This window comes from Rhizobium sp. PL01 (genome assembly GCF_033447125.1).
Taxonomy (GTDB): Bacteria; Pseudomonadota; Alphaproteobacteria; order Rhizobiales; family Rhizobiaceae; genus Pararhizobium.
The window spans coordinates 78068-89904 of record NZ_JAWQUM010000016.1; the positions used below are offsets into that span (position 1 = coordinate 78068).

The 11837-nt window shown below is 58.7% G+C and carries 12 protein-coding genes; 6 read left to right on the top strand and 6 right to left on the bottom strand.

Annotated features, from left to right (window positions below; genetic code table 11):
* Positions 1-2 precede the first annotated feature (2 nt).
* From R6X40_RS28865 to rpsF, 3 genes are all read right to left on the bottom strand, one after another.
* On the bottom strand, positions 3-980 hold the full coding sequence (locus R6X40_RS28865) for a DUF2232 domain-containing protein (protein WP_318418329.1): 978 nt from the start codon (positions 978-980) through the stop codon (positions 3-5).
* 201 nt (positions 981-1181) lie between these two features.
* Positions 1182-1430 (bottom strand): 30S ribosomal protein S18, encoded by a 249-nt coding sequence (gene rpsR / locus R6X40_RS28870; protein ID WP_037107250.1) that lies wholly within the window; start codon positions 1428-1430, stop codon positions 1182-1184.
* An 11-nt stretch (positions 1431-1441) separates the two neighbouring features.
* Positions 1442-1903, bottom strand: coding sequence for a 30S ribosomal protein S6 (gene rpsF / locus R6X40_RS28875; protein ID WP_113246009.1), 462 nt, complete (start codon positions 1901-1903; stop codon positions 1442-1444).
* A 1079-nt stretch (positions 1904-2982) separates the two neighbouring features.
* On the opposite strand from rpsF, the gene R6X40_RS28880 reads away from it, so the two are divergent.
* Together R6X40_RS28880 and R6X40_RS28885 are read left to right on the top strand one after the other, a co-directional pair.
* Positions 2983-4461, top strand: coding sequence for a DUF1254 domain-containing protein (locus R6X40_RS28880; RefSeq protein ID WP_318418333.1), 1479 nt, complete (start codon positions 2983-2985; stop codon positions 4459-4461).
* Between the two features lie 69 nt (positions 4462-4530).
* Positions 4531-6291, top strand: a complete 1761-nt coding sequence (locus R6X40_RS28885) for a DUF1254 domain-containing protein (protein WP_318418334.1) — start codon at positions 4531-4533, stop codon at positions 6289-6291.
* Between the two features lie 64 nt (positions 6292-6355).
* On the opposite strand, the gene R6X40_RS28890 is transcribed toward R6X40_RS28885, so the two are convergent.
* Together R6X40_RS28890 and R6X40_RS28895 are read right to left on the bottom strand one after the other, a co-directional pair.
* Positions 6356-6490, bottom strand: coding sequence for a hypothetical protein (locus tag R6X40_RS28890; RefSeq protein ID WP_412178484.1), 135 nt, complete (start codon positions 6488-6490; stop codon positions 6356-6358).
* A 147-nt stretch (positions 6491-6637) separates the two neighbouring features.
* Positions 6638-6826, bottom strand: a complete 189-nt coding sequence (locus tag R6X40_RS28895) for a hypothetical protein (RefSeq protein WP_318418336.1) — start codon at positions 6824-6826, stop codon at positions 6638-6640.
* Between the two features lie 216 nt (positions 6827-7042).
* Here R6X40_RS28895 and R6X40_RS28900 point away from each other — a divergent pair, with 216 nt between their 5' ends.
* Positions 7043-8038 (top strand): diguanylate cyclase domain-containing protein, encoded by a 996-nt coding sequence (locus R6X40_RS28900; RefSeq protein WP_318418337.1) that lies wholly within the window; start codon positions 7043-7045, stop codon positions 8036-8038.
* 168 nt (positions 8039-8206) lie between these two features.
* Here the strand turns inward: R6X40_RS28900 and R6X40_RS28905 are convergent, their stop codons facing one another.
* Positions 8207-9250, bottom strand: coding sequence for an aldo/keto reductase (locus tag R6X40_RS28905; RefSeq protein WP_318418445.1), 1044 nt, complete (start codon positions 9248-9250; stop codon positions 8207-8209).
* Between the two features lie 229 nt (positions 9251-9479).
* Here R6X40_RS28905 and fabD point away from each other — a divergent pair, with 229 nt between their 5' ends.
* The 3 genes from fabD (at position 9480) to R6X40_RS28920 (ending at position 11750) form a co-directional block, all read left to right on the top strand.
* Positions 9480-10424 carry an ACP S-malonyltransferase gene (gene fabD, locus R6X40_RS28910; protein WP_318418339.1) on the top strand — a complete coding sequence of 315 codons (945 nt, stop codon included), beginning with the start codon at positions 9480-9482 and terminating at the stop codon, positions 10422-10424.
* A 26-nt stretch (positions 10425-10450) separates the two neighbouring features.
* Entirely contained in the window at positions 10451-11188 is a 738-nt protein-coding gene (gene fabG, locus R6X40_RS28915) for a 3-oxoacyl-[acyl-carrier-protein] reductase (protein WP_318418341.1), read from the top strand.
* Between the two features lie 325 nt (positions 11189-11513).
* Positions 11514-11750 carry an acyl carrier protein gene (locus R6X40_RS28920; protein ID WP_018327362.1) on the top strand — a complete coding sequence of 79 codons (237 nt, stop codon included), beginning with the start codon at positions 11514-11516 and terminating at the stop codon, positions 11748-11750.
* The last annotated feature ends 87 nt before the right edge of the window (positions 11751-11837 follow it).

The following is an 11837-nucleotide window of genomic DNA, read 5'->3' on the forward strand; positions in this document are numbered from 1 at the left end:
TTTTAGAGGTCTTTTGTTTCAGTCTCAGTGGTTTTCCCCGCCGGTGACAGCGCGATGGCGCGCCGCGTGTCCATCAGACCCGACAGGAGAAAGAAGAATGCCGGGATCGTGAAGAGCACGACCGACAGATAGCCAAGCCACAATACCGGAAGCCGCCAGGACTTGCCGCGTGTGCGGAAATGGAAGACGGCGAACCCGGCAAGCAGGAAACCTGCGCCAAAGGTGCCGCAAACGAGAGCGCCGACGATCGCCGGAACGCCGCCCATGAAGGCCAGCACCAGACCGCCGAGGAAGGCGAAGATCGAGAAGCGGTGCATACGCAGCGTCGAGGGCATGTCCTCGCGCGGACGCAGGCTCTTGCCGGAGGTCTGGACGATGCGGGTGGCGATGTAATAGGCGGCAAACAGCATCAGCACCCAGATGGCGCCCTGAACCATCGGCAAGGCGACGGAAAAGATCGACTTGATCTGCGCGATCGAGGCGGCATCCGGGTTGTAACCGGGCTCCTGCGCCTTCAGCGCTTCCATGACGATGTCGATCATCCGGTCCGACATGGAGCCGTCATAACCGATGATGACGCCGACGATGATCATGCCGAGCGTGACGAGTACGGCGAGATTGGTGAGGATATCCGAGAGGGGATACCAGGCCAGTGCGCCGTCGGGACCGCCCAGCTCCGATGCCGGCCGGGCCAGATTGGCAAGGTGGCTGAGCCATGCGGCCGGGATCAGGGTGATGACCGCGATCAAAAGGGCGAAATAGGGGGAGACGAGCACGGTGCCTGTGAGGCCGGCAACGACCACGGCGGCGATCGCAGCCGTATTGCCCCAGCCAAGGCCGGCAATCAGGATTGGCAGGGCGGACGCGGCATAGAGCACGATCGCAAACGACGACTGCGTGTTCGCGCCAAGCGAAAGCAAGGCGGCGGTCACGCCGGCGAATGCGCCGGTCAACAGCGATGTCGAGTTCAATGTCTTCACTGGTCGCTGTCCTGCTATCAAGCAGTTAGAGGCGTTTCTTTTATCAAGAACCAAGCCCCAACATGGGTTTTAGCGCTGTCTGCGCCGGTGTTTCCGATCCACGCCCAACGCGGAAGGGAGAAGGTGAGGCGATGCCGTCGGCTGTTCGCCTCACCTTGAGTCAGTTTCCGCAGAGTCCGAAGACCTCCGCAGAGTCAGGTCTTAGGACATGACGTAAGGCAGGAGGCCGAGGAAGCGGGCGCGCTTGATGGCCTGGGCCAGTTCGCGCTGCTTCTTCTGGGACACTGCCGTGATACGCGAAGGAACGATCTTGCCGCGCTCGGAAATGTAGCGCTGCAGCAGACGGATGTCCTTGTAGTCGATCTTCGGAGCATTGGCGCCGGAGAAAGGGCAGGTCTTGCGACGGCGATGGAACGGGCGGCGTGCCGGAGCGGATAATGTATCAGCCATAATTTCTCTCCTTATGCCCGGTCTTCGCGCGGACGGCGCGGACGGTCTTCACGGTCGCCGAAGCCACCTTCGCGCGGCGGACGCGGACCACGGTCGCCGAAGCCACCACGATCAGGACGGTCGCCATCGCGGCGCGGACGGTCGTCACGATCGCGCTTCTGCGTCATGGCGGACGGGCCATCTTCGTGCTTTTCAACAGCGATGGTCATGTAACGAAGAATGTCTTCGTTGATGCGCATCTGGCGCTCGATCTCGTGAACGGCCGGTGCCGGAGCATCGATGTCCATCAGAACGTAGTGAGCCTTGCGGTTCTTGTTGATGCGGTACGTCAGGGACTTGAGGCCCCAGTTTTCGACGCGCCCGACTTTACCACCGTTAGCTTCCAGTACACCCTTGTACTGTTCGACGAGAGCGTCGACCTGCTGAGCGGAAATATCCTGCCGGGCAAGGAATACATGTTCATAAAGAGCCATGAGGCTTTGCCTTTCTTGCGTTAATCGTCACCCGGAAATCGGCGGCTAAGCCTCAACGACTGTTCAAGTGGCTGCATGCAGCCGGCAAGAAAGTGTTGTTTCGAGACGGTCGAGAGCGGAGACACGGGAGGCTGGACCCCTTTAGGTCCTGACAGGTCTCTTAAGGAAACCGGCCCTCCGTTCAGCCACCAGCCAGAAGACCGGGTGTTGCGAACAGCGCGCTTATACGCATTTTTGGCCAGGAAGCAAGGGGCGGGAGGAATTAAGGGGGCAGTCCGCTTTTCCCTCCCCCTTGTGGGGAGGGTGGCCCGACGGGCCGGGAGGGGCTCTTTTGTTCTGGGTTTGCGGCTCTACCCCTCCCCAACCCTCGCCACAAGGGGGAGGGATTGGTTCGGTACCCGTCGCTACCCTCATACTCCGGCATCCTCCCCAAAAGGGTCGGGATGACGGAGTATGAGGGCAGGTGGGTCATCGAACAGCCACACCCCGGTTCACAACGTCCTTCATCCCCGCGCGACAACGTCGCCGTGGGTGTCAAAGAGCAAGTTGGACGGCGCGCTGAAAGCTGCCTCGTAAAGTAAAAGTAGGTGACACCTCTCAGCGCCCCGTTCGATGTGTTTTGCCGCGCTTCTCAGGTTCTTCTGCGCTCTCCCTTGTCAGAGGAAAGCCTCCAATGCCCCAGCCCGCCGCTTATCCGCGGGCTTTCCAATCGGCGGGGTTTAGTCCTGGACCGTCGAAGACGGCGTGACCACCCGGCACGCCCGGTTCATTTCATGAACCGGAGGAGAACCACCTTCCACGCAGCCCCGGGGATTTTGCGCGCGTTTCGCCAAACCGTCCGGGCACCGGTCTCACCTCGCCGGCAACGCAAACCGGTGTATCCGTGATGGGACGGAACAAGTATGGCACGGGTTTTGAGGGCGGGGATTTGCGGGGATGTTTTTTTGTTGGGAGAGGTGGCGAAGGGGGAGCTCGCAAGCCCAAGCTGCTATTTTGAGTTGTTGTTACCGTTACGTACTTCTGTTTGGCACAGCAAAATGCGAGGTTCCATGCTGTCCCCATTTTCGCTGGAGCCGGTCATGAGAGCAAAGTTTTGGTTACAGTCCTTCAAATTGTCCTCAGTGGCGGCGTTGCTTGCAACGCTCGCCATGTTGACGCCGGTTGTATCGGCGAGCGCCGCCGACAAGAGAACGCCTCCACCCGAGCTTGGCAAGCTGGAGGGCCCCGAGGCGCAGGCTTTCTATCTCGGCCTCAACGCCGTGATGTGGGGTTATCCATCGGTGTTCTTCGAAGACCTGATGCATGGCCGTACCGAAGCGGACGCAGAGAAGAAGACCGGAAACCCACGTTCTCAAGTCAACCAGTTTGCGCTGGTGCGCCATCTGCGCGGACCGGAATTCAAACAGATCGCCACCCCCAACAACGATACACTCTATGCGCAGGCCTTCAGCGACCTCAGCCGCGAACCTCTGATTCTCTCGGTCCCCGCTGTGGAACCCGATCGATACTATGTACTTCAGCTCTGGGACCCGAATGGTGACACATTCGCCTATATTGGCTCGCGGACAACGGGTCACGATGCAGGAAGTTTTGCTTTGGTTGGTCCGGGATGGAAGGGCGAGCTGCCGAAAGGCGTTACCCGCATCGACAGCGAATACAACACAATGGTTATCTGGGGACGCATCGGCGTTCGCGGACCGGACGACGTCAAAGCCGCGAACGAGATTCAGGACAAGCTGCGGCTGGTACCGCTGAGCCAGTATGGCAAGTCCGAAGACCAGCCGCCACCGGACATGGCTTTCTCGGAGCAACGGGTTGTCTACACGAGCCCTGCTGATCTGCCCGACGGACTGGAGTTCTATGACAAGCTCGCGCGTTCGCTGAAATATACGCCCCCAAAACCGGTGCAGGACAACGTGGTCGCCGATAGTCTGAGCCAGATTGGCTTTCGCGATGACAATACCCGGTTCGACTACAAGAGCCTGTCAAAAGCCGAGATTGCCGGACTGTCCAAGGCCTATCAGTTTGGCCTTCACCTCATGGACGTCAACGCGCAGAGCGCCGGCGTTGATGTCAACGGTTGGCGCTGGAGCCCGAAATCCGGCATCATGGGCACCGACTATCTGTTCCGCGCCGCCTGGGCCAAATGGTACACCGGCGGCAACGCCGCGGTGGAGGCCATCTATCTGGATGGGCGCAAGGACGACAAGGGTCACGCCTTCGACGGCTCCAAGGACTATACGATGCGCTTCGAGAAGGGCGAGCTGCCCCATGTCAGCGCCTTCTGGTCGCTGTCGATGTATCACCTCTCCGACGGCTCGTTCGTCGAAAACCCCATCAAGCGTTATTCCATTGGTGGCCTGACGCAGGGCCTGGAAACGGCCAGCGATGGCTCCGTGACGCTCTATATCCAGCACAATGCGCCGGACGACCCCGCCCAAAAGGCCAACTGGCTACCGTCACCCGCAGAGGGCTTCTATCTCAACCTTCGGCTTTATGGTCCGGATGACAGCCTGAAGGACGGCACTTGGAAGCCCCCGGTGGTGGTCCAGAAATAAATTTGACGTGGGTTACGACGAATATGCCGGCATTTCTATCGGTGACATCGGAACTGTCGGAGGGGCTGGATGTCAATCTCTATTCCGATCGGATCAACAAGCCGGAGTGCATGGAAGCCCTGCGTTGCAAACCGGATCCCAATGTTACGCCGTCAGTTACAGTCGCACTTGCGGGGGACGTTAAGTCGGGCATTATCTGAAGCGATAGCAGAGGAGTTTGCCAGAATCTCTGCTTTCCGTCGTGGCGTGCCTTGTCCGGTCCCGGCTCCGATAAGCGCAAAATTTCTCAAGAAGGCGCGACGCACCGTTTGCCTCCGTCTTCCACTGTGTTTCCAATACCCGTCATGCAAAAGGAGAACCGTAATGCGCCTCCACGTCAAATTGATTGCAACTGCGGCATTGGCAGGCTTCGTAGCTGCCGCCTGCCCGACGCTGGCGCAGGACGGAACCTCAACACTTGGTGGGCAGCCGCCTGCCGGCGCGACATCATCGGTCAAGGATTTTGACTACCAGATCAAATATCAGCGGGCGTTTGAGGCAGTCCTATGGAGCTTGCCGCTTATCCAAATTCGCGGTTTCAGGCGCGGCGCGTTTGAAGATCTGGGGGTAAAGGATAACGACATCGTTGCCTATTCCGGGACGGCAACACCGAAGCTGGAAGCAATTACCGCCAACAGCACCACGCCCTATATTGCCGCGTATACGGACTTGCGCAAAGGTCCGGTGGTTCTTGAAATCCCCCCAGCCGGAAAAGACGGTAGTGTCTATGGACAGGTGGTCGATGCATGGCAGTTGACCATCGCTGATGTTGGTCCGTCCGGTCTCGACAAGGGCAAGGGCGGAAAGCTTCTGTTCACGCCGCCGGGTTATACCGGCAAGGTACCGTCGGGCTATGTTCAGGTTGCCTCGCCTAACTATCAGATTTCCCTTGCCTTCCGTTCGGTACCTGCCCCCGGCAAGAGCGCGGCAGACGCCTATGCCTATTCCAAGAAGCTGAAAATGTACTACCTGTCAGATGCGAAAAAGCCGCCTGAACAGCGCTTTATCGATCCGCTCCATGAGCGTTATGCGACCCTGCCGTATTATGACGAACGGTTCTTTGCAGAATTGCACGACGTTATTCAGGTTGAGCCAGTCAATCCTCAGGATAAGGTGATGATGGGCATGCTCATGTCGCTCGGCATCGAAAAAGGAAAGCCCTTCGCGCCGGATGCGAAAACCACGCAGGCGATGCGGCAGGCGGCCGTGGATGCGTGGTTCTACCTTCAGCAGTGGTTCGACAACATTCCCAGCGACAAGCTCTATTGGCCAGACCGGCATTACGCCTCGCTGTTGATGACAGACGCCAACCGCCGGTTTGATTTTACCTATGACGGCCATATCGATTTGATTGCACGCGCCGCTGAATATTTCTGGTGCACCTACATGCCCAAAATGCTGTCAGACAATCCTGCTACTCAGTATTTGATGGCGATGGCGGACAAGGATGGAAAACTGCTTGAAGCTGGAAAGCTCTACAAGATCGACATTCCCGCTCAAATGCCGGTCAAGCATTTCTGGGCGCTTACTGTCTATGACCGCGCAACCATGTCGTTCATCTATTCCGACTCAGGACGCACAACGCTTTCGTCCTACGATCTGGAAAGGATGACGAAGAATGCAGATGGCAGCGCGACGATCTATGTGGGGCCGAAAGCTCCCCAAGGGCAGGTAAACAACTGGATACCGACAGCAGGAAAGCGCCCGCTGCCAGCAATGCGATTTTATGGTCCGACCGAGGCGTTGAACAACAAGACGTTCAAAATTCCGGATTTCGAATTGGCCGAATGATTTGATGGCAGGATGGTTTCTGTCCGCAATCGGTACAAAGCGTGGCATCAAGCTACCATCTGCCTCAAATCGGCGCCGGAAACTCCTTGTGCAGCTTTGCAATGCCCTTCAGCACGTCGGCTGACGGCACCACGTCCTTTGCGCCGATGTTCGTTTTCAGCTGCTCCATGCTGGTGGCGCCGATGATCACCAAGGTCATGAAGGGCGGGTGAGACTGAAGGCGAGCTGCATCTGGGCGAGATAGAGATTGCGCGCGGGCAAGGGCTGCGTAGACCGGCTCCGGTGCGGGGCACACTCCACGACTTTGATTGTCTTAAGAGTTCTCCTAGCAAATGCGAAGCAGACGTCAGTTCGCCGCGACATCATTGGCGATGTCGTCGAGATTGATCGCCGGTCTCTGGCTTGCCTGCTGGAATAAATTCCTCACGGACTTCATCCTCAAATCAGTCTGGGCATCCTCGCAATCCTCTTCGCCTAGGATCGCAAGCACAGCTTGAAAGCGATCAAACACTTCGACTTTGGTCAGTTTTCTCATAGTTCCACTCCCGGCCGATAAAGCCGAGTATCGCCGTAAAGGCGCGAAAGTCACGGTAGTGGGGGCCAGTTTTGCGCACTTTTCCACGCAATCCCCGCGATTTCATGTGCGGGTACAAGCTCTCCAGACGGTTTTCATCGCAACCGAAATGAAACGTTTGCGCTGCATGCTAAAGCCAACTGAGCGCAGTTATGAACTCGAGTGTAGGAATGGTCCATGCCTGGCAGTCTTCAATCTCAAAGCGAAAGCTGTCTTGAGGCAACGAAGGCAGATGCCGGTGGACATGTTTGCTCTGCTACTGCGAATTCCGAACAGTTCCATCGGCTGCAAAACCTGTTTGACAAGTCATTCAAGGCGGCTCGCGTCGGCATTTGGGAATGCACTCTGCCGGATGAAACGCTCACATGGACCGATACCGTCTACGAGCTGTTTGAGCTGGAACCGCGATCGCCATTGGTGCGGGAGGCGACTGTCGCGCTCTATCTGCCCGAATCGCGCAAGAAACTGACCGAGGTGCGCAGCGCAGCGATCCGCGATGGAGACGGGTTTACGCTCGACGCCCAGATCGTGACTGCGAAGGGGAACCTCCGTTGGATCAGGATTACCGCGATCGTCGAGCGAACCGATGGCCAGCCGGTGCGGCTATTCGGCATGAAGCAGGACATAACGGCCGAGAAAAACCTGTTTGAACACATTCGCCGCCTGGCGGAAACCGATCCTGTAACGGGACTTGCATCCCGGACAAAGTTTGACACGGCGTTCGATGAGGCTGTCACAGCCAGCTCGTCGAGGCAAAAGGCGCTTCTGCTCATTGATCTCGACAGTTTTAAAGCTGTCAACGACAGGTTGGGGCACCAGGCCGGGGATGATTGTTTAAGAGACGCTGGCCGGCGAATTTGCGAAGCAGCCCCCGATGCTGCCGCGATTGCCCGCCTTGGCGGCGACGAGTTTGCAATCATTCTCGATTGTGAATCGGTGGAAAGCCTGGACGCCACTGCCCGTCGCGTCGCAAGCAAATTGGAATGGTGGGTCGGATCGTATCCCGACAAACTCAAGGTGAGTGCTTCCGTCGGCACTGCGATGATCCTGCCGGGGAGAGCAGCAAAAGACATTTTTGCGGAAGCAGACCGGGCTCTGTATGTGGTCAAGGCAAAAGGCAAGAACAGTTCGGATCTGCCATCAATTGCCGTCAGGACTGTGGGAGCCGCCTGATCAAGGACTGACGGACATCGTTGAGATTTAAGGCCGTGCCTAGAAGGTTGCGCGACGAGACCAGCGGGTTTTACCCCTTGTGATCTGGCCCCGCGCATCCGTTTTGCGTGTCTTTCTGCCGATCTCCCGTCATCGATTCCGGGCATCAGAAGGCTGCGCGTCGACCGATCAAATCGGTGCCGGAAACTCCTTGTGCAGCTTTGCGATGCCCTTCAGCACGTCAGCCGACAGCACCACGTCCCTTGCGCCGATATTGGTCTTCAGCTGGTCCATGCTGGTTGCGCCGATGATCACCGAGGTCATGAAGGGGCGGGTCAGGCTGAAGGCGAGTTGCATCTGGGCGAGGTCGAGGCCGTGTTCGCGGGCAAGCGCTGCGTAGGCCTGGACGGCGGGTTCCTGCTGCTCGGTGTAGCGGCCGCCGAGATCGCCGTTGATGGTCAGACGTGAGCCTTCAGGGCGGGCGCCGTTGAGGTATTTGCCGCTGAGCAGACCGGCGGCGAGCGGCGAGTAGGCGAGCAAGCCGACATTTTCGTGGTGGCTGACTTCGGCAAGATCGAGGTCGAAGGCGCGGTAGAGGAAATTGTATTCGTTCTGCAGCGAGGCGATGCGCGGCAAACCGTGTCTTTCGGCAAGCGCCAGCATCTTCATCGTGCCCCAGGCAGTGTCGTTCGACAGGCCGATGGCGCGGACCTTGCCTTCCTTGACGAAGGCGCCGAGCGTTTCGAGGATGGCGGAGAGATCATCGAGCGTCGCTGATGTGTCCTGATGCGAGGGGTCGTAGGTCCAGGCTTGGCGGAAATGGTAATGGCCGCGGTTGGGCCAGTGCATCTGGTAGAGATCGACATGATCGGTCTGCAGGCGCTTCAGGCTGATGTCGAGCGCTTCGCGCATGGTTTTCGGGCTGGCCGGCGAACCGTCGCGGATATAGGGACGGCCTGGCCCTGCGACCTTGGTGGCGACGATGATCTCATCGCGCTTGCCGGATTTTTTCAACCAGGTGCCGATATAGTCTTCCGTCAGGCCCATGGTTTCGGGGCCTGCCGGTGTGACGGGATAGAGCTCGGCGGTGTCGAAGAAATTGACGCCTTGCCCGACGGCATAATCCATCTGCTCGTGTGCCTCAGCCTCGCTGTTCTGCGAGCCCCAGGTCATGGTGCCCAGGCAGATTTCCGAAACGGTGATGCCGGTACGGCCGAGTGTCTTGTATTTCATGGTGATCAACGTGCCTCAAACTTGTTCGGCGGCGAATGTAGAGGCTGTTTGCTGCGGCGCAAGAGAAAACCGGTTGCCGTGCACAGGTGCGGGCTTTGGGCCTCCAAAGCTTGACTCGGGCTTCAGGAATGTGAATGGAGAGGAAAAAGCCCGTGCCTGCCTTATGTTTGCCGGTAATGGGTTGGAATGAAACGGCGCGGCGCAAGCGCGCATGACGGGGAAAAACCTCATGGCAATCGCATTCACATTTCCAGGACAGGGCAGCCAGGCGCTCGGCATGGGCAAGGATCTGGCCGATGCCTTTCCTGAAGCAGCCGCCGTTTTCGCCGAGGTCGATGACGCGCTCGGCGAAAAGCTGTCCGACATCATGTGGGATGGCCCGGAAGAAACGCTGACGCTGACCGCCAACGCCCAGCCGGCACTGATGGCCGTATCGATCGCAGCACTCCGGGTGCTGGAAGCCAAGGGGCTCGACCTGAAGTCGAAGGTTGCTTATGTCGCCGGCCACTCGCTCGGCGAATATTCGGCGCTCTGTGCTGCCGGCACGTTTTCTTTGGCAGACACCGCACGGCTGTTGCGCATCCGCGGCAATGCCATGCAGGCGGCGGTTCCGGTCGGCAAGGGCGCGATGGCCGCGATCATCGGGCTCGAGCATGCAGATGTCGATGCCGTCTGCAAGGAAGCATCCACTCTCGGTTCCTGCCAGATCGCCAATGACAATGGCGGCGGCCAGTTGGTCATCTCAGGCGAGAAGGCTGCGGTCGAAAAGGCGGCAGCGCTGGCAACGGAGAAGGGCGCCAAGCGCGCCATCCTTTTGCCGGTTTCGGCACCCTTCCATTCGACCCTGATGGCGCCGGCTGCCGATGCTATGCGCGAGGCGCTTGCAACGGTTGCCAAGAACAATCCGGTCGTGCCGCTGATCGCCAATGTGCGCGCTGCCCCGGTCACGGATGCCAGCGAAATCGCTGCACTGCTGGTCGAGCAGGTCACCGGTCAGGTCCGCTGGCGCGAAACCGTCGAATGGTTTGCCGCCAATGATGTGACGACGCTCTATGAGATCGGTTCCGGCAAGGTGCTGACCGGTCTTGCGCGCCGCATCGACAAGACTGTGACCGGCATAACCGTCAATTCCCCCGCCGACATCGACGCGGCGCTTCAAACTCTGCTCGGCTGAGCCAAACCCAACAAGGACCCAAGACCATGTTCGATCTGTCTGGCCGCAAGGCCCTCGTTACCGGCGCATCCGGCGGTATCGGCGAAGAGATTGCCCGCATCCTGCATGCGCAGGGCGCTATTGTCGGCCTGCACGGCACCCGCGTCGAAAAGCTGGAAGAGCTGGCCAATTCGCTCGGCGAGCGTGTTCACCTGTTTCCCGCAAACCTTGCTGACCGCGCTGCTGTCAAGGCGCTCGGTGAAAAGGCGGAAGCCGAACTCGGCGGTGTCGATATCCTCGTCAACAATGCCGGGATCACCAAGGACGGCCTGTTCGTACGCATGAGCGACGAGGACTGGGATGCGGTTCTGGAAGTGAACCTTGCTTCGGTCTTCCGGCTGACCCGCGAACTGACGCATCCGATGATGCGCCGCCGTCATGGCCGCATCATCAACATCACCTCGATCGTCGGCGTCACCGGCAATCCGGGCCAGGCAAACTATTGCGCCGCCAAGGCCGGTATGATCGGCATGTCGAAGTCGCTCGCCCAGGAAATCGCCACCCGCAACGTCACGGTCAACTGTGTTGCGCCGGGCTTCATCGAAAGCGCGATGACCGGCAAGCTGAACGACAAGCAGAAGGACGCCATCATGGGCGCCATTCCGATGAAGCGGATGGGAACCGGCGGCGAAGTGGCCTCGGCCGTTGCTTACCTGGCTTCCAATGAGGCCGGTTACGTCACTGGCCAGACGATCCATGTCAACGGCGGCATGGCGATGATTTAATACCGTCGCACAGGCCGTCAAAGGCCTGTGCCGCCACGTTTCCGCATCAATCGGAGGCGTGGGGCCGAAATACCGGGAATTGCATGTTGACCAAGCCATTCCCGGAGATTTTCGGACTTTGCGACAGACATAAACCGTGTTAAGCGGGCCATGACTGTGCGCAGTCGATCGGAAGATACGTGGTATACGCTGGTTTTGGCAGGCGTGGTTTGCCCGCTTCCGGTTGAACGAATTGCCGGGCGGATCGTCTTGATCTGTCAGGCGTTAATAGGGTACCGATGTCAGAACGGCATCGTTGAGAAAAACAAAGGTCGAGGAATCCGACATGAGCGACGTAGCAGAACGCGTAAAGAAAATTGTTATTGATCATCTTGGCGTCGATGCCGAAAAGGTTTCGGAAGGCGCAAGCTTTATCGACGATCTGGGCGCTGACTCGCTCGACACCGTCGAACTGGTCATGGCATTCGAAGAAGAGTTCGGCGTCGAAATTCCCGACGATGCAGCGGATTCGATCCTGACGGTCGGCGACGCTGTCAAGTTCATCGAAAAGGCACAGGCCTAACATCAGGCCGTGTTGGGGCGGGGCGCTCTGCGGCCCGCCTTTCGTCCCCTTAAAGGGACCTGCTCCCCATTGCGGGAGCTAAAAGCG

Excerpts from the sequence above, each read along its gene's own strand:
- rpsR (WP_037107250.1), bottom strand. The coding sequence starts at position 1,430 with ATGGCTGATACATTATCCGCTCCGGCACGCCGCCCGTTCCATCGCCGT.
- rpsF (WP_113246009.1), bottom strand. The coding sequence starts at position 1,903 with ATGGCTCTTTATGAACATGTATTCCTTGCCCGGCAGGATATTTCCGCT.
- R6X40_RS28880 (WP_318418333.1), top strand. The coding sequence starts at position 2,983 with ATGAGAGCAAAGTTTTGGTTACAGTCCTTCAAATTGTCCTCAGTGGCG.
- R6X40_RS28885 (WP_318418334.1), top strand. The coding sequence starts at position 4,531 with ATGTCAATCTCTATTCCGATCGGATCAACAAGCCGGAGTGCATGGAAG.
- R6X40_RS28890 (WP_412178484.1), bottom strand. The coding sequence starts at position 6,490 with ATGACCTTGGTGATCATCGGCGCCACCAGCATGGAGCAGCTGAAAACG.
- R6X40_RS28895 (WP_318418336.1), bottom strand. The coding sequence starts at position 6,826 with ATGAGAAAACTGACCAAAGTCGAAGTGTTTGATCGCTTTCAAGCTGTG.
- R6X40_RS28900 (WP_318418337.1), top strand. The coding sequence starts at position 7,043 with ATGCCTGGCAGTCTTCAATCTCAAAGCGAAAGCTGTCTTGAGGCAACG.
- R6X40_RS28905 (WP_318418445.1), bottom strand. The coding sequence starts at position 9,250 with ATGAAATACAAGACACTCGGCCGTACCGGCATCACCGTTTCGGAAATC.
- fabD (WP_318418339.1), top strand. The coding sequence starts at position 9,480 with ATGGCAATCGCATTCACATTTCCAGGACAGGGCAGCCAGGCGCTCGGC.
- fabG (WP_318418341.1), top strand. The coding sequence starts at position 10,451 with ATGTTCGATCTGTCTGGCCGCAAGGCCCTCGTTACCGGCGCATCCGGC.
- R6X40_RS28920 (WP_018327362.1), top strand. The coding sequence starts at position 11,514 with ATGAGCGACGTAGCAGAACGCGTAAAGAAAATTGTTATTGATCATCTT.